This window comes from Bacillus sp. A015, assembly GCF_053851875.1.
This window is the reverse complement of the sequence record NZ_JBSPZB010000012.1, coordinates 32,433-50,722: the sequence shown is the minus strand read 5'-3', so window position 1 is coordinate 50,722 and position 18,290 is coordinate 32,433. Positions and strand designations below refer to the sequence as shown.

Below are 18,290 nucleotides of genomic sequence, written 5' to 3'. Positions count from 1 at the left end.
TATCCTTTTTTCTTTGCATCATCAAAAAGAATAAAGTAAAGGCTGCCTGAACATTGCGGGCAGCCTTTTTTATTTTGATGAGCTATGCATCACATGCCGCTTCAGCCAAGTGGTGACACCGTGTAAAACAGCCGCTGTGACCAGTGAGATGAGCACATATCTCCATAGCTGATTCAAGCCTTGTCCACTAAGCCAAAACACTATTCCTAGAAAAACGAGGGTGAAGATGAGCATGAATAAAAAAGATGCGGACCAGAAAAAATTCTTCATAGATGGTCACCTCCTCGGGGTATTGTATGCAGGCTGATGGAGGATCAGACCAGCAATGAAGAAGTAGAAATATTGATGAAAACTATTGCAAAAGTCAGATAAAAACACCAAGTGATTTGACAGTTGTGTTAAGATGAGAGATATTTTGAGTGAAGATTGTGGGTCATAGACGGAGGTGTTTGGAGATACAGATTCAAAAGGTTCTAAACAATAATGTCATTAGTGTGATAGATGAACACGGAAAAGAAATTGTCGTCATGGGTAGAGGCATTGCGTTTCAAAGGCGTCCCGGGGACCCGGTGGACGAAGCGTTAATTGATAAAGTCTTCCGCCTAGAAGATCATTCCGTTCACGAGCGGATGAAAATGCTGCTGCAAGAGGTTCCGTATGATGTGGTCAAGGTGACCGAGGAAATGATTCAATATGCACATACAAAGCTGAACCGAAGATTAAACGAAAGTCTGCATGTATCGCTCGCAGACCATATTCATTACGCCATCGAACGATTAAAGAAAAATCACCTGATTGAGAATTCGCTTATTTGGGAGATTAAACGCTTATACAAAGATGAATTTCTCGTGGCGAAAGATTGTCTTGAGATGATTGAAGAGCGTCTTCATATTGAACTGCCTGAGGATGAAGCGGGCTTTATTGCCATGCATATCATTAATGCAGAGCTTAATGAGGATATGAATACGACGGTCAATATCACAAAAGAAGTCAATGCCATTCTCACCATTGTGAAATATCATCTCAACATGGAGTTTGATGAGGACTCACTCAACTTTTACCGTTTTCTCACGCATTTGCGCTTTTTCGTTCAGCGTCTGATCAACGAAACATTACTTGTCAGCGAAGATCAGGATTTATACCAGCTGATCAAAGTGAAATATCCAAAGGCATACGAATGTGCAAAGAAAATCGCAGAATATGTCTATCAAACGTATCATCGAGATCTTACATCAGAGGAAATGTTGTACCTGGCAATTCATTTGAATCGACTCATCAAACGGGAGAAATAAAGATAGATTTTCAAAGAAAGCGTTGACATGAGAAAAGGTGAGTGGTACTATTTGCTCATAAACATAAAAGAATACGGTTTCACAATGATCGTCTTAGAGGATTGTGACTGTTCGGCAGGCAAAACCTAAACGTTCACTGAAAAAGCGCAATGGCAAGTTGCGACTATTTTTGGTGCCCGTTTAGGTTTTTATTTTGCCCGAAAACGTATTTTTTTGAAAAAAAGGGGGTTTTTGTATGAGTTATCGTCAATTAGCAGAAGACATTATCAAACACATCGGCACAGAGAAAAATGTTCATTCATTGGTACATTGCGCCACAAGACTTCGTTTCACATTAAATGACAGATCAAAAGCAGATAAAGCAGCGATTGAAAAATTAAATGGTGTTGTGACGGTCATGGAAAGCGGCGGCCAATTCCAAGTGGTCATTGGCAATACCGTACCAGAGGTCTATCGAGAGATTGGGGAGTTTACGAATCTATTAGAGGATTCATCTTCTTCATCTGCTAGATCAAGTGAAGAGAGTACAAGTCTTTTTGGAAAATTCGTCGACATTGTATCTGGCATTTTCACACCACTTCTCGGCGTGATGGCGGGTGCCGGTATTTTAAAAGGTCTGTTGGGCATCTGTATCAATGCGAAATGGTTATCTCCTGAAGATACGTCGTATCAAATTTTATTTGCTGCGTCAGACAGTTTGTTCTACTTCTTGCCATTACTGCTCGCATTCACTTCTGCTAGGAAGTTTAAGGCAAATCCGTTTGTCGCTGTGACGATTGCAGGTGCACTTATCTACCCAACCATTCAAGAGCTGACAAAAGGCGGCGGAGATGTTACCTTCTTCGGCATTCCGGTTGTCTTAATGTCTTATACATCAACGGTCATCCCCATTATTTTGGCAGTGCTTGTCATGGGGTATATCGAACGTTTCTTTAACAAAGTGATTCATGAGAGCGTCAAAAACTTTATCACACCACTGATTTTACTCGTCACGGTTGTTCCGCTGACACTCATTGTGTTTGGACCATTTGGTGTGTATGCAGGAAACGGCATTGCAGCCGTCTTGCTAAAAGTATTTTCCTTTAGTCCTACACTTGCCGGTGCTTTAATTGCGATGGCATGGCAGGTTCTTGTGATCTTCGGCATCCATTGGGGGCTTGTGCCAGTCATTTTAAATAATATTGCGGTCCATGGAAAGGATCATATCAAGCCGGCCACTGCGCCAGCTGTGTTCTCTCAAGCCGGTGCCTCAATCGGTGTTATGCTGAAAACAAAGAATAAAAAACTGAAATCATTGGCTGGATCGACAGCGGTTTCTGCTGTGTTTGGGATTACAGAGCCTGCTGTATACGGGGTTACGCTCCGTTTGAAAAAACCATTTATTGCAGCTGTAATCTCTGCCGGGGTCGGCGGTGCGATTATCGGTTATTCACAAAGTATTGCCATTGCGTCAGGACTTCCGAGTTTACTGACACTTCCGATCTTCTACGGCCAAGGATTTACAGGTTTCTTAATCGGAATCTCGGTCTCGTTTGTCCTATCCATCGTCTTAACATATTTAATTGGATTTAAAGATCCTGTTGATGAAGATGAGACGCCTGTAGCGAGTGCCGCACCAAAGGCTGAACATGGTGTCAAAGCAGCTCATGTGAAAAGTCCTTTAAAGGGCGAGGTCATCAAGCTGGAGGAAGTGCAAGATAAGGCATTCTCATCTGGTGCACTAGGAAAGGGCGCAGCCATCATTCCATCAGAAGGCAAGCTGTTTGCACCGGTATCAGGTGTAGTGACAACGGTGTTCCCAACAGGTCATGCGTATGGTCTCACCTCTGAAAGCGGAGCAGAAGTACTCATTCACATTGGACTGGATACCGTACAATTAGGTGGTCAGCATTTTACCCCGAAGGTTGTGCAGGGACAAACGATCACGGAAGGCGAACTACTTGCTGAGTTTGATATTGAGGCCATTCAAGCAGCCGGTCTGTCGGTCACAACACCAGTGATTATTACCAATTCCGGTGAATTTAGCGATATCATTGAAACAGAAGAAAAACAAATCACACCAGGACAATCATTTTTACACTTAGTTTAATAAAAGGGAGGAAGAAATCATGAGATATTCAACACTAGCACCATTTCCAAAAGACTTTTTCTGGGGCGGATCTACTTCCGCCTATCAAGTAGAAGGTGCATGGAACGAGGATGGAAAGGGGCCTTCTGTCATTGACATGAGAGAAAGTTATCCTGAAGGAACAACTGATTTTAAGGTAGCCAGCGATCACTATCACCGATATAAAGAGGATGTGAAGCTGTTTGCAGAAATGGGCTTGAAGGCTTACCGCTTTTCCATTGCGTGGACACGCATCATGCCAGACGGAGATGGGGAGATCAATCAAAAGGGCATTGATTTCTATCATTCTCTCATTGACGAATTACGCCGTTATGACATTGAGCCGATCGTGACGATGTATCATTTTGATCTACCTCATGCGCTTCAAGTGAAGGGCGGATGGTCGAATCGTGCGACAGTAGATGCGTTTGAACGCTATGCAGAAGTTCTGTTTCAGGAGTATGGTCAAAAGGTAAAATATTGGCTGACCATTAATGAACAAAACATGATGATTTTACATGGCTCGGCGCTCGGTACACTTGATCCAAATTTAGAGAATCCGAAAAAAGAACTGTATCAGCAAAACCACCATATGCTCGTAGCGCAAGCGAAAGCCATGACGCTCTGCCATCGTTTGCTGCCTGAAGCGAAAATTGGACCAGCACCAAACATCGCCCTCATTTACCCGGCATCTCCAAAGCCTGAGGATGTACTTGCTGCGGCAAATTACAATGCGATCCGCAACTGGCTTTATCTTGATATGGCGGTATTCGGCCGTTATAACAACCTAGCATGGGCGTACATGAAAGAAAAGGATATTCTTCCTGTCATTGAAGAGGGGGATATGGATATTTTGAAAAGTGCGAAGCCAGACTTCATTGCGTTTAATTACTATACATCTCAAACGGTTGAAGCAAGTAAAGGAGATGGCAATGACGAGTTTGCACGCGGCGGAGATCAGCATTTGAAATCCGGTGAAGATGGCGTATACAAAGGCGGCAATAACCCGTACTTAAGTAAAAATGCATTTGGCTGGGAGATTGATCCTGTCGGCTTCCGTTCAACGATGCGCGAGATTTATGACCGCTATCAGCTGCCGCTTATTATCACTGAAAACGGGTTGGGTGCCTTTGATCAATTAGAAGAAGACGGGTCCATTCAGGACGATTATCGAATTGATTATTTAGAGAAACATATCGAACAAATCAGATGGGCGATCACTGACGGTGTCGAGGTGTTCGGATACTGCCCATGGTCAGCCATTGACCTAATCAGCACACACCAAGGATGCTCCAAGCGCTACGGTTTCATCTACGTCAACCGTGAAGAATTTGATCTAAAAGACCTCAACAGAATTCGGAAAAAGAGCTCTTATTGGTATGAAACATTGATTCAGCAAAATGGAGAAAACATCGGGAAGTAAAACGTGAAAAAGCCAATCACCTTATGAGCGGGTGGTTGGCTTTTTTTGTTCGTGTTGTTCTAAAATGATAGCCTAATGATATATTGTAAAAATTGGTTAAATAACCATTATAAGAGAGGTGTTGTTTGTATGATGCTCTAATATGCCTTCCTCAACAAGTTCAGTAAGGGCTTTATACACTACTGTACGATAAGGCTTGTAGCCATTCACTGTACTCTTTCTTCAGAAGCTGCAAGCTCTCGTTTGCATAGTATCGTTCTTGTTCAATATATGTGATAGCAGAAAGCTTCAGAAATTGCTTTTTCCTTAATAAAAATGTGTAAGGGCGTTTGCTCATGTTAAAATAAGTTAAACATATTATCCGTTTAACTTGCAATATACCATACCAAATACACAGGATTCTCCAGTATTTAAGGTCTATTTTCAGATAATTAAGAAAAACACACTCTATGAACAAATGACTGCTCAAATAAAGGTGAGTTTCAGAATGTCTTTTATTTTTGTCTACAGATTTTGTACACTGATATATTTGTGCTTTTTTCGTACGCGTTTTCGATATATTTATTTGGATCTTCTAGGAACTTATCTTCTGTAATTAACGAGAAGAATGATCCAGTTAATGGATTTACATTTTTACATTCATCACAAGTATATTTAAGTGGATCTTGATTAAATCATCCGCATCAAACGCTTTCAATGACTTAATGCAAATGTTAAGCGCAGCACTTAATAATAGAACAGGCTCAGTCCATGAAGAAAAGCCTAAACCAAAGCAGCAAGATCAAAATGACTCTTCAGTATTGATGATGTTAACTGGTGTTTCTTATTTTGCTGTTTATATGAAAAAACGTAAGAATAATAATGTCATGAATTTTGCTGAAAAATTTCTTTTTTGGTTACGCCATCCGCAATCATTTTTTTATTTTTCAGTGCTTCGTTATGAGGAATATTTTTGTGATAGAATCGGTTCACTGTGAAGGTTAAGGGATGACAAATTGAAATTCATATGATGGATTTAGGGGCAATCATTATGTTTGTTTTGATGACATTGCATGTGCGATTTCAGAAGCAGAAGAAGATGATAAGATAGCAAAAGAGATTGGTGAGTTATGGCCCATTCTTATGTTGGTATAAAGAATCACATAATCAAATGGAGAGTAGAATATTTTTACTGTTCTCCATTTGATTATGTAAAAAACTATCCAAAATTGTTTACATTTACTAGTTAATTATGTAGAGTTGGTTTTGGTTGCAACCTAAACTTATAGAAAAGAAGGAGAATTTAATTGAAAAAATCTTTTATGCTTCTATTATCCATAGTATTTTTGGTTAGTATGATACCTTTGAATGCTTCAGCTAGTAATAATGTGTCTGAAGATAAAACTTTATCTGTAAGTGTATCTGAAAAGGATGTAAAAAACACTGGTGCTTTGATTAAGGCTATTAATGAATTAGATGCAAAGTTAGATATGGAAAATCTTAAGGAAATCTCTCAAAAAGAATTAAACAAAATGACTCCAGAAACTAAGATGTTATATGATTCTATTATGAGTTATAAAAATAAAGCATCTTCTTCGTTGACGGGTGAGGATGCACTTGTGATATTCAGTCAATATGTTGATGAGTTAAGTAGTTCTAATGAACAAATCATGACCACAAAGGGTTTGGGTTTTAATTACAAAGAATACAAAATAAGTAACTCTCAAATAAATAAATTGAGTAAGGCAGTTAATTTAAATAGTGGTTTTTGGGCAACAAGTACAGCGATAGCTAAAATCTTTGCTAAGAATCCTACTGCCCTTACATTACTGTTAGCAGCTGTTCCAGTGTTAGGTATTGCTACTCTAGATGCTTGTAATTCTAGAGGAAAAGGTATTATTATCACAAAAATGGGTGTAGGAGCGACAAATTCATATAGTTGTAGATCCCAATAAAAATAATGAAGTGTGAGTATTTAGCTCACACTTCATTATTTTTTGTTTTCTTTTATTTTTTTAATACATTTCGCCATAAATTCACTTGCAAAAAAAACGATTAATCCTGTTATTAATAACAAAAATGAATTTATTTTTATACTATTATTAAAAAAATCAAGAATACTATTTATTAATAAAAATCCTGACCAATAAATGAAAGTGCAATAAAAAGCCACATTAACACTTGTTTTATCTATATTTTTGTTTGTTTTAAAAAACAATAAATTATCCTCCTTTAAGAGCCTGGGGGAAATGATTATCTCTTTATTATATCATTTTAGGCTGTTTATTTCCAAAATTGTCACCACTTTTTTGTTGAGCTACAGCAATTATTTTTTTGTTTCAATGGATTCTTTCAAAGCGAGCATGAGATTTTCATCTCGCTTTTTTTACTGTTCTTTATACTGACGCTATTTTTTATATCCAATTACATCTTGCTCTCTACTATCATTATAACCCGAATCCAATATGATTTATAGACTGTTTTCCGCCCAAAACAGCCCTTATACTGTTATACGCAAGTCAAAAACGATAAGGGATGTGGCTGTATGAACGACAAGAAAGATGTCTTAGATCCTGGGCCGTTTTTTCATGGGACGAAAGCAGAGTTGAAGATTGGAGACCTGCTTGAACCGTTGTATTTATCCAATTATCAGGATGAAAAATCGAACCATATTTATTTCACAGGCACATTAAACGCTGCTAAATGGGGTGCTGAATTAGCAAGGTCAGATGCAAAAGAGAGAATTTATATTGTAGAACCATTAGGCGCGTTCGAACATGATCCGAATTTGACCGACAAAAAATTTCCCGGCAACCCCACACGTTCTTATCGATCTAAATCTCCCTTGAAAATAGTCGCAGAATTAGGTTCATGGGAAAGACATTCTGATGAAGAAATTGAACATATGCTGAGCTCTTTGAAGAAATTAAGTGAAGAAGGAAAAAATGTCATATACGATTGATGATCCATACATCTAAATAACACGAAGGCCGCCTCATCAACAACTGGGCGGCCTTTGTTCTATTTTATTGAAACAATGCATCCATCAGCTCATCAAATGTTTTTGCTTGCTTCAAGGAGTGAATGCGGTTTGGATTGTCCAGTAAATCGACGGCTTGTTCAAAAAATTGATTCATGCAGGCAGCGTCATCTTTATGAATGGCTAATAAGAAAATAAGTGATACTTGATCTCCCTGCCAGTCAATCGGCTGTTTCAGGCGTGCGATGGCTACGCAGGAGGTGCCTTCATTTGTGATGAGTGGGTGCGGCATCGCAATCCCTTTGCCAAGATAGGTAGATGACATTTGCTCTCGCTCAAGCACCGAGGATCGAAAAGAAGGTGATACAAGCTGATGCGCCTCTAAACGGCTGCATAGCGTGTCTAATACCTCATCTTTTCTTGATAAATGAGCATCCAATAAAGTCAATCGTTCTTGGAAGAAGCCCATCAGCTTTTTGGAGGGGGAACCGTGTCCGTTTAATAAATGAATGACCTCACTCACGCGCTGTACATCATGATGTTCAAAAAAGGCGTTGACCTGAATCATCGGTTTTCCCTTTGATGCTAGTGGGACGGTTGTGATGATGACATCACAGGGCAAAGAGGTGCTAAATGCATAATCTTGATAAGAATAGAGCTCGACAATCTCAAGTTCATGCTGAAAGGCGGCCTTCAATTTAATTTCAAGCAGTCTTGCCGTCCCTAATCCAGATCCGCACACGATAATGGCTTTCTTTTTTTGCGAGGTGCCGAGCTGACTTCTTTCAAATGAAGCAGCGATATGCAAGGCAACATATGCGGCCTCGTCTTCATTTGGTGTACGCACCAGCTGTAAAGCATTCAGTCCGCTGACAGCCAAGTCAAACGGGTAAGGATAAGACGCTTTGATCTCATGCAAAAGCGGGTTTTGTAAGGACACGCCGTATTGGATTCGATTTAATAATGGCTTCATATGAAGCATCAAGTCTTGCCGCAGGATGTCATCATCAGCAAAGCGATGTCCGCTTGTTCTTTCAATGTACTGGAGAAATACCGTAACCGCCTGCCGTACTTCCTCTGTCGTTTGATGCTGGTCAGCTTCTTTCCACGTTTGATTCGCCAAGAGATGCATCACTAAGTAATCTGTTTCATCCTCTGACAAGGTAACATGAAAAGTGTCGCTTACTTGCTGAGTGATTTTTTTGGCAATTTTAGTGAACACTGGCGACCTTTGTGTGCGTTCGGTGCTGGCGGATATTCTCTGTTCTTTTCGTGTTTGCTGAATCGCAATGGCTAAATGAATGACTAAATTTTTCAGGGCAATGTCTTTAATGAGTAATGATTCCTGATACAGATTCGTCAGCACAATGGACCGAATGGTTTCAAGAGAAATATCAGGAAAATGAAGCTGCTCCCGCTCGGTGATATTTGATAGCGCAGGCTCTTCCTCAAGCAGCAAGTCTGCATAGCACGTTCTTTTTTGCAATTCGTCTCCCTCAACCTTTAAGCCAAAGCCAGGCTTTGATACAAGGGTCATGCCATAACGGGCTAATAGTTCTCGTCCTTTTTTTAAATCACTGCTGACCGTCATGCGGCTGATAAACAGCTCTTCGGCCAGTTGATCAATTTTTAAGTAGTCAGATTGAAGCAATAGTTTTCTCATCATAAATCGTACACGCTCTTCTGGCATGACGGGTACGAGAGAGCGGGCAGGAAGCTTCTGTTGATGAAGCCAAAGCAGGAAAGCGTCTTGGTCACTTGTTAAGAGCGTATATCCCTTCCCGCGGATGGTCTTAATCATGGCCCCGGCTTCCTTTAATAGCTCATTTGCTTCTTTAATTAAATTGCGGATGGAGCGGTCAGATAAGCGAAAAGAGGCAGTTAGCTCCTCCAGCTTCACGAACCCTTTCGTTTCAAATAGCCGCTGAATGAGCTGATAGGTTCGAGTATCTGCCGTCATCATCATTGCGCCGCTCCTTGCGCCTGTAAGGCATCGGCTCCAAGGGCAATTGCCCCCATTAAACCAGATAATCCGTCAAAGGAAGGCTTTGTGATGATTTCATTTAATGGCTTTGGTAGTTGCAGGTATCCACGAAGCCGCTTGTCTGTTTCTTCAAGGATGAGCGGCAGCATAGCTGGCTGTTTCATCACACCTCCGCCGAAAATGATGCGCTCTGGTGAGAGGGTGAGTAATAAATTTGCCGCCATTTGCCCGAGGTAGTAGGCATGCAGTGACCAGGCAGGATGATCTTCTGGCAGCATTTGTGCCAATGTATGATAGCGTTCTTCTATGGCGGGTCCAGATGCCAGTCCCTCTAAACAATCATGGTGAATAGGGCAGCAGCCGCCATAGGTATCATGAGGATGGCGCTGGACTGTGACATGGCCCATTTCTGGATGCAGCAATCCATGAATGAGGCGATTTTCAATATAGGCACCGCCGCCTATTCCAGTTCCAACGGTGATGTAAACCAAAGAAGCAGGATTTTCTGCTTCAGTCGAAAAACGGGCTTCCCCGAGCGCTGCACAGTTCACATCAGTATCAAGCTTCATAGGGAGCCCGAGCGCTTGTTTTAAGGTAGAGAGTAATGGAAATTGGCGCCACGCTGTTTTCGGTGTGTCTAAAATCGTCCCATAGCTTGGGCTGTGTTCTTTCACATCGACCGGCCCAAACGCCCCAATTCCAAGTGCATCGACTGGATGCTCTGTAAAATAATCGATCACTTTTTGGCATGTTTCATCTGGATTCCCTGTTGCAAAGGAAGTCATGTGTTCAATCGTTCCGTCTGTTGTTCCGTAGCCGCAGACAAATTTCGTACCGCCTGCTTCAATGCCTCCAATTCGCATGATCAATGCCCTCCATTAAAGAGGGACGGAACCCAAATGGATCCCGCCCCTACATGTTCATTTTTTCTTTACAATGTAGGTTTGTACCTGACAAGGTGTGAGCGGTTCAATCTGTAATGATCCATGTTGTGCTTTGAGTATATGTCCTTCAGGTGTTTCGCCTAAATTCGCTGTTTCTCCGTGTTGTAGAGATGAACTATTGATTGAAGCGGCTGTTTGACGCGTTAAATATGGATTGAAGAGACGGATGACAATGCCTGTTCCATGCTCTTCCTTTTTCAAGGCGCTTAGAATGGCTCCGTCTGTTTCAATGTCAAGCAGGCTATAAGTAGATTGTAAGTCTTCTTTTTCATCTCGGAAAGAGAAAATTAAACGACCGTTTAAAAAGTCTGCCCGCCCGTAGCATTGAACTGGGGTGGTATACCGTTTGGCAAGCAGCGCTAAGTGTCCTTCGCTAACTGCTTCTTGGCTATAGTGCATGCCAAATGAGAACGATAGCGCGCCTTGAAGCTGAGCGTCAGGTGTCTCAACGATTTTTTCCCCAGATGCCCGGCCAGGACGGTAAAGAAGATTTTCTTTCCCCATCTTTCCGAAACAGCGGAAGAGGGTGTAAGCAATCGTTGTGTAGTCTTCGCCTGTGATTTGGTATTCTCTCACGCAGTCGGTCAAAAGAGAGACGCCGTAGGCTTCATCACGAAGTGCAACAAATGATTGCATCGGTTCAATGGTGATCGGCTTTTCTTCCCAATGCTCATTGCTCCACCATTCAAGCTCTTGCGTCAGCTCTGTTGGACGTTCGATTGTGCCAAACTGCTGATCGCTCAGTGATACTTTTGACGCGATACCTGTATCAAAGAGTACCCGTAGACGATGGTCTAATGCATGATTGTCGACATCCACATGAAAACGGATGACAGACTCATCTTTATTTAAAGCCACCTTCGCTGTGATCGGAAGGGAAGTCGTGACCGATTGCTGCGAGCGTTCCTCTAAGTCATACGGGACAGTGAGGTGAAGCTGGATGGTGAGCTCTTCCTGCAAACCACTTTTAGACACTGTGATGCCTGCTGATGAGATATCTTTAGACGATACATAAAGATCCTCACGCGGTGGTGAATAGTTGTAGGAATCCCCATCGTCTCCATTGTCTTCAAAGATCATTTGCTCAGAGAATGTTCGTCCTGTTTGTTTATCAGTAATCTCGAGTGACCCATTGTCATTTGCCGCAATGCGGTAATACGTATTTTCAATGACACGGCCCTCTGTTTGTTCCCATACGGATTCGCTTGATTCATCGAAGACCATGCTGACTTGTGTATAACCAACTGATGGTAAGTCGATTGCTTCAATGAGCAAAACAGCTTTCCATACTTGTTTTGGCATGTACACCTCTTTACTTGGGTTAAGAGAAATTTGCTGTGCCAAGACATAATCAGTGACATCGGTTTTGCTTTTCACCGTGTAGTGAAGAGTTCGTCCGTTTATGTCTTTTAGCGTAAATGGGCGTTCCGTGATAAAGGTTTCAATCTCAATGACTTCAGATCGTTTAGCAGGCAATGTGTTAAATAAAGTGAACGTGATTTCTTGCTCTGTTTGTAGTCGAATGGCGATGAGACGCATGTGTAAGTCGACAAGGTTCTCGGCGATTTCTTTTGCCTGCTTGTAGCGGAAGAAGACGTCTTGATTCGTCGTGTCACTATTACAGCCGCCAATGCTGTCGTGCGCTGCATTCTCAAACATGAGGTACCAAATATCACGAACGGTGTCATGCGGATAATCGTGGCCGAGTGAATAGCTGATCGTTAAGATGGGTTCCATCACATTAACGAGATAGTTTTCAATTTGATTGTTTAAGATTTTTAAATCTGCTCTTGTTGAAAAAATAGATTTATGAATCCGCATATGCTTCGCATGAATGAGCTCTCCTTGTAATGTGTCGAAAGATGTCCGCTCTTTTTTCACCGCTGCAATGTAATCTTCTAGACTGCTGATTTGATAGTGATGCTCGTCAAGTTCATTGGCTTTTTCTAATAAGTCAGGCAGGTTTTTGCGGATAGGTGCCTGGTCAAAGCCATTTGGGAAATAGACATTCTTTGTGGTCGCCTTTGCTTGTAGCGCACCGATTTTTTCAGACAGAAAAGCTTGTAAGTCATCATCCTTCTCAGGAATATTTCCACCGTAGTAGTAGCCAAATGGCAGGTTCACTGCAAAGACTTCACTGCCATCAGCGCCTCGCCAATTGAATTCTGTATGATTCGTCATATGGTCAGAAACGCCGCGCCAAAATGCTGTATCTACAATGCCAAAGCCTTGATAAATTTGAGGCATTTGTGCGGATTGACCGAAGGAGTCAGGGACATAACCGACTTTCATGACATGGCCAAACTGCTGACAGCGCTCAATTCCATATTGCAGGTTCCTTACAATCGATTCACCTGAAATGACGAGCTGATCGGTTTGTGTATACCATGGGCCGATGATGAGGCGTTTGGCCGTGACGAGCTTTTTGATTCGATTTTCATCCTCTGGACGCCATTTCAGGTAATCATCCAATAAGGATGCCTGGGCATCGAGCATGAAGTAATGGAACCTTTCATCTGTTTCAAGGGTGTCTAAAATGTCCATTACGCTTTTCATTAAGTAGATACGGGAGCGGGAGGTGGTGAAATACCATTCCCGGTCCCAGTGTGTATGTGGAATCACATGTACATTGACAGTCATTGATCAACGACACCTTTCTTTGTTCAAATTATCCTTCTAGCACAAGGTCAAAATCGTCTTCTTCTTTCTGCTTCTGATCATGTTCGGGCTTCTGAGGCTCTTTTTTCTCAGAGAAATTCACAAGCAGGTTGGCGCCAATACCGATGACGAGTGCGCCAGTAAGAGCACCGATTAAATAAGCCCACCAGTTTCCAACTGAGAAGAACCCATATAGTCCACCAATTGGCGGCATGATGTCATGGACACCTAATAATGCAGCTACCCCGCTTCCAGCAGCACAAGCGACGACATTCAGCGGAATCAATTTCAAAGGATTGACGAGGGTAAAAGGAATCGCTCCTTCTGTAATGCCGATAATGCCCATGACCAAGCCGCCTCGTCCGGCTTCTCTAAAGGTCGGGGAGAAGTTGCGTTTTCGAATCAATGTCGCAAGTCCGTACCCAAGCGGCGGAATGACAATGGCAATATTGACAAGAATGGCAGGGAGGTAGACACCTGACAGGAAGAGGGCGTTACCAGCCATCCAAGCGGATTTATTCACCGGTCCGCCAAGGTCGAATCCAATCATCGCGCCTAAAATCAAAGCGAGCGCGAGTGTGCTTGTTCCATCAGCAACCATGCCTTTGATCCATTCAATTAATGCCGTGTTCAAAGCGCCTAATGGCCCGCCCAGCAGAACGGACATGAGAAGTCCGGTTAAGCCAACGGTAATGAGCGGTAGGATGAGCAGAGGGACGAGCCCTGCTGCAGAGCCTTGTATTTGAATTTTTCTTTTCACAAAAAGAGCAACATATCCTGCGAAGAATCCTGCAATGACGGCACCAATAAATCCAGCATTTGTTGAACTGGCGAGGGCACCGCCGATAAAACCGGCCGCAAGACCTGATTTATCCGCAATAGAATAGGCGATAAATCCAGCGAGCAGGACGTTCATTAAGCCAATACCTGTCCAGCCAACCTGCTCCATTAAATAGGCGCCGTGTAAAATGCCGCCAGCATCCTTATAGGTGTTTAAATCTGAAACACCAAATCCTAACCCGACGAGTTTGGCTAAACCAACGATAAGTGAAGCGCCGATGATGACAGGAAGAATATAAGAAATACCGGTCATGAGATGGCCTTCAATGACTTTTAATTTTGCTTTCATTTTGCTTTGCTCCTTTCTATATGGCATTGCTCACGTTTATTGAGATTCAGATTTTTTCTTTTCAACAAGTGCTACGGCTTTTGTGATGATTTGCTCGGCATTTTTTAAGGCGCGCCCGATCTCGACACGTACTGTGGGAATGCCTGAGAAGCGTTCTGCATCGTTGATATGCTGATTGGAGGCAATGATACAAAGATCTGCCTGTCTTGCTTCCTCTGCTGTAATGCCATTCACCTGTCCCATAATGCCTTGCTGTTCGATTTTGATCTCGTGTCCGAGCTGTTTACCCGCATTCTCTAATGCTTTTGCTGCCATTGGTGTATGAGCTAACCCTGCTGGACATGAAGTGACACCGACAATTTTCATTGTGTAATCCCCTCTTTCAATTGTTGTTCAATGACTTCGTAATAATAGTCAGCTGTTTGACCGGGTTGAATCTTTTCGATGAAAGCAGGCTCCATTAAGCTAGTGGCAATGCCTGACAGTAGTTTCAGATGCGTGACATTTGCCTCTTCTAGTGGAACCAGCAGTGTAAATAAATAGTTCGTTGGTAAATCGTCGAAGCTCCCCCATTCAACGGGCTGTTCAAGTTCTAAAAAGAGAAGTGAAGCCGTTTGTACAGTGGAGCTTTTTGTATGAGGAATGGCAAAGCCTTGCTGAAGTCCTGTTGAGACTTCGTCTTCGCGTTTCAACAAATCTGCTAATAACCTCGACTGATCGTTTGTAATATGAAGGTCTTCAGCTTTCTCGGAAATGTATTGTAAAATCTCATTCTTTGATTGACCGTTTACTTGTGTGAAAACATGATCTTTTTGGAACAAGCTGATCCCTTCTCTCTTGTTTGTTAAGCGCTTACAAGTTGATTGTAATGTACTTTTCGACATGGTTAAATAGCATCATTTTCCGTTTGAAATGGCAAAAAGTTTATGAGGCAATAAGTCTTGCTGTCTGATTATCTCAAATCCTAGCTTAAAACGAGTTTAATTATGGAAAAAACAGATTCTGCTAAATGTCTTTCTGTGATATTCTTCCAAGGTATCATAAAAGATAAGGGGGTCTTTTCATGTTCAAAAAGCAGGTCAAATCCTGTGTGATGGTACTCATGGCCATCATTTTATGTATGGCAGCATTACCTGGATACGAGGCAGCAGCTGCCAGTAAAGGAACAAATGTCAATGAAGCTATTGGATTGAAAAATGGTGAAGTCATCTCAGGTACATTACAGAATGAAAAGGAAGAGTCATGGTACCAAATCACGCCATCTGCACAAGAGGTGGCAAAACATACGCATATGAAAATTTCTGTAAAAAGTAAACAAATGTTGTCCATATCGGTCTATCCAAGTAAGGACAGAGCGATGAAGGATGACACTTATTCCAGATATCGTGTGGACACAGCAAGCGGAGAGACAGAGATCGACTTCCCGCATGCATGGTCGGGTCCTTATTACGTGAAAGTGCTCTATTTAGGGTCAGAGGAAGACAGCCGTGATGAGGAAGAGGATGCGGCATATACAATCGGGTATAAAGGAGCCAATCTTCCGCCATCTGAACCGATTTTTCCTGAAGAAGAAGAGCCTGGAATCATTATTATTGAGAAAAAGTATGGGCGTGAAATCCTTCAATCAATTCGTACGATCGAAGATAAACGTTTCAATGAAACAGCAGATGGTCAGAAGCTCGCTCGTTTGCTTCAAAAAACAAAGCCGTTTCTCAAATCGAAACTCATGAAACATCAAAAAGAGCAGCAAAAGGTATACAATCATCTGCTTACATTAAAATCATTGCTAAGTGACGTAGAGAAAAATGGTGCATTCAGCGGTCATATCGTCACAGAGAAAGAACAACAGGCGATCCGCTCCCTATTTGATATGCTCAAAGAGGCAAGTCCGGCATATTTAAAGAAGGAATTAGAAGCAGTGAGTCAAAAAATTGGAATCGATCAGCTTGAAGGAAAATCGGTCGGTTATGTATTAGAGAAGCAAAAGCTTGTAAAAGAAGAAAAGGTCAAAACGAACAAAATCATTTTTAAATTAAAGGATGGCCAAACGCTTCAATCAGCGAAAAAGAAGATGAAAAGCTATGGAATCCAAGAAAACCGTGTGACATCGCAGTCAGTAAGTCCTTTATTTAAAGGAATGTATGTCTATGATGTGCCAGCAGGGCAAGGATCAGCTGGAAAGACATTAAAAGCAGGCAAAGCCGTCATCAAAAGCACTGCAAGAAAGCTGTCCAGCATGCCGAATGTTGAATTTGCAGAGCCTGTGCAAACCTATCGTGCGTTTAGCAATGACGTGCAGTATGGTTACCAGTGGCCGCTGAAAAACAGTGCGCAAAACAGCGGGAAAAAAGGCGCCGATGTCAAGTTTGAACAAATGAATACACTAATTGGCACAAGCAAAATGAAGCAAACGTTGATTGCTGTTGTGGATACAGGCGTCGACAGTCGTTTGACAGATTTAAGCGGAACCGTTCGTACGGATTTAGGTGCGAATCTCATTGGACGAAATAAAGATGCGATTGATGACAATGGACATGGAACACATGTAGCAGGCATCATTGCAGCAAAAGCAGATAATCATTACTCGATGGCAGGGCTGAATCAACATACGGGCATCATTCCGGTCAAGGTGCTGGATGCTTATGGATTTGGAGATACAGAGCATATTGCTCTTGGGATCAAGCATGCGGTGGACAAAGGCGCAAAGGTCATCAATATGAGTCTTGGCGGCTACTACAGCAGGGTCATTGAATATGCCATGAACTATGCTGCACAAAAGAATGTACTAGTGGTAGTGGCGAGCGGAAATGATGGCATTCCAGAAATGGGCTATCCTGCGACTTCAAAATACGCAATGGCGGTTGGCGCAAGCAACCGCATGGATATTGCCGCTGAGTTCTCAAGCTATGGCAAAGGACTGAGCATGTCTGCACCGGGTTCTGATATTCCAAGCTTAATGCCGGATGGGAATGTCTCCTACCTTAGCGGGACATCAATGGCTACACCATATGTTGCAGCAGCAGCAGGATTACTGCTTTCTAAAAACCCATCCTTGAAACCAAATCAAGTGAGGAATATTTTGCAAAGTACAGCCGATGATATTTCCTTTACATCTGTTGATGGAAAAGATGACGTTTTCTATGACGAAAACGAGGAGCCAATTGTCGATCCGAAAATTCCGGGTATCGATTGGATGACAGGACATGGCAGACTGAATGCATTTGCCGCATTAAGTGCTGTTGAACTGAATGCATCTGTCAACAAAGTAGAGGATCAGCATCAAAAGGTGACAGGAAAAGCGAAAGCAGGTGCTGCTATTTCTGTGTATAGAGGCAAGACATTACTCGGAAAAGGCACGGCAAGCAAAAAGGGAACCTTTAGTGTGAAGATCAAGCATCAGAACAAAAACAAAGTGCTGCACATCAAGGTTTCAAAAGGCAAGGCTGCGACTTCTCTCAAAACAGTCGTGAAAAAGGGCAAAGCGCCAGCTAAGCCGAAGGTGGGCAAAGTAACGGTCAAAAGTAAAACGGTCAAAGGAACTGCGGGTGCAGGCTTGACCATTAAAGTGAAGAACAAATCAAAGAAAGTCATCAAAACAGTGAAAACCAATAGTAAGGGCGTATTTACAGCCAAAATCAAGCCGCAAAAAGCAAAAACCGTCTTATACGTGACAGCTTCCGATGTGAGAAAAAGAGAAAGTCAAGCAGTGAAAGTTGTCGTGAAAAAATAGCTTAAGTGCTTCCCTTTCTAAAAAGGGAAGTTTTTTTGGGTTTGTTACTGGAAAAATACCAATT

At 42.2% G+C, this 18,290-nt stretch carries 15 protein-coding genes; 7 read left to right on the top strand and 8 right to left on the bottom strand.

The window, feature by feature from the left end; genetic code table 11:
* Positions 1-69 precede the first annotated feature (69 nt).
* Positions 70-270, bottom strand: coding sequence for a hypothetical protein (locus tag ACSLGF_RS11665; RefSeq protein WP_456005563.1), 201 nt, complete (start codon positions 268-270; stop codon positions 70-72).
* 185 nt (positions 271-455) lie between these two features.
* Between ACSLGF_RS11665 and licT the strand changes: the two genes are divergently transcribed.
* The 5 genes from licT (at position 456) to ACSLGF_RS11640 (ending at position 6,756) form a co-directional block, all read left to right on the top strand.
* A complete protein-coding gene (gene licT, locus ACSLGF_RS11660; protein WP_456005678.1) occupies positions 456-1,292 on the top strand; it encodes a BglG family transcription antiterminator LicT in 837 nt (278 codons plus the stop codon).
* Positions 1,293-1,527: 235 nt separating this feature from the next.
* Positions 1,528-3,381, top strand: a complete 1,854-nt coding sequence (locus ACSLGF_RS11655; RefSeq protein WP_456005560.1) for a beta-glucoside-specific PTS transporter subunit IIABC — start codon at positions 1,528-1,530, stop codon at positions 3,379-3,381.
* 19 nt (positions 3,382-3,400) lie between these two features.
* A complete protein-coding gene (locus tag ACSLGF_RS11650; RefSeq protein ID WP_456005558.1) occupies positions 3,401-4,822 on the top strand; it encodes a glycoside hydrolase family 1 protein in 1,422 nt (473 codons plus the stop codon).
* 710 nt (positions 4,823-5,532) lie between these two features.
* The gene (locus ACSLGF_RS11645; protein ID WP_456005555.1) at positions 5,533-5,799 is read left to right on the top strand and encodes a hypothetical protein; all 267 of its coding nucleotides are present in this window, start codon (positions 5,533-5,535) and stop codon (positions 5,797-5,799) included.
* A 309-nt stretch (positions 5,800-6,108) separates the two neighbouring features.
* On the top strand, positions 6,109-6,756 hold the full coding sequence (locus ACSLGF_RS11640) for a hypothetical protein (protein WP_456005553.1): 648 nt from the start codon (positions 6,109-6,111) through the stop codon (positions 6,754-6,756).
* Between the two features lie 35 nt (positions 6,757-6,791).
* Here ACSLGF_RS11640 and ACSLGF_RS11635 read toward each other — a convergent pair whose 3' ends face one another.
* Entirely contained in the window at positions 6,792-7,019 is a 228-nt protein-coding gene (locus tag ACSLGF_RS11635; RefSeq protein ID WP_456005550.1) for a hypothetical protein, read from the bottom strand.
* Positions 7,020-7,346: 327 nt separating this feature from the next.
* Between ACSLGF_RS11635 and arr the strand changes: the two genes are divergently transcribed.
* A complete protein-coding gene (gene arr / locus ACSLGF_RS11630; protein WP_456005547.1) occupies positions 7,347-7,763 on the top strand; it encodes an NAD(+)--rifampin ADP-ribosyltransferase in 417 nt (138 codons plus the stop codon).
* Positions 7,764-7,827: 64 nt separating this feature from the next.
* Here the strand turns inward: arr and ACSLGF_RS11625 are convergent, their stop codons facing one another.
* From ACSLGF_RS11625 to ACSLGF_RS11600, 6 genes are read right to left on the bottom strand one after another with little or no spacing between them, the layout of a single operon-like run.
* A complete protein-coding gene (locus tag ACSLGF_RS11625) occupies positions 7,828-9,747 on the bottom strand; it encodes a BglG family transcription antiterminator (protein WP_456005545.1) in 1,920 nt (639 codons plus the stop codon).
* A complete protein-coding gene (locus ACSLGF_RS11620) occupies positions 9,744-10,628 on the bottom strand; it encodes an ROK family protein (protein WP_456005542.1) in 885 nt (294 codons plus the stop codon). Before ACSLGF_RS11620 ends, ACSLGF_RS11625 begins: the two co-directional genes overlap by 4 nt.
* A 57-nt stretch (positions 10,629-10,685) precedes the next feature.
* Entirely contained in the window at positions 10,686-13,349 is a 2,664-nt protein-coding gene (gene mngB, locus ACSLGF_RS11615; RefSeq protein ID WP_456005540.1) for a mannosylglycerate hydrolase, read from the bottom strand.
* A 28-nt stretch (positions 13,350-13,377) separates the two neighbouring features.
* The gene (locus ACSLGF_RS11610) at positions 13,378-14,496 is read right to left on the bottom strand and encodes a PTS fructose transporter subunit IIC (protein WP_256499248.1); all 1,119 of its coding nucleotides are present in this window, start codon (positions 14,494-14,496) and stop codon (positions 13,378-13,380) included.
* 36 nt (positions 14,497-14,532) lie between these two features.
* Entirely contained in the window at positions 14,533-14,862 is a 330-nt protein-coding gene (locus ACSLGF_RS11605) for a PTS fructose transporter subunit IIB (RefSeq protein WP_099726180.1), read from the bottom strand.
* Positions 14,859-15,317, bottom strand: coding sequence for a PTS sugar transporter subunit IIA (locus ACSLGF_RS11600; protein WP_456005538.1), 459 nt, complete (start codon positions 15,315-15,317; stop codon positions 14,859-14,861). The genes ACSLGF_RS11605 and ACSLGF_RS11600 overlap by 4 nt, the downstream gene beginning before the upstream one ends.
* A 242-nt stretch (positions 15,318-15,559) precedes the next feature.
* Between ACSLGF_RS11600 and ACSLGF_RS11595 the strand changes: the two genes are divergently transcribed.
* Positions 15,560-18,226: a S8 family serine peptidase gene (locus tag ACSLGF_RS11595; RefSeq protein WP_456005536.1), complete on the top strand. Its 2,667-nt coding sequence runs from the start codon at positions 15,560-15,562 to the stop codon at positions 18,224-18,226.
* Positions 18,227-18,290: the final 64 nt, after the last annotated feature.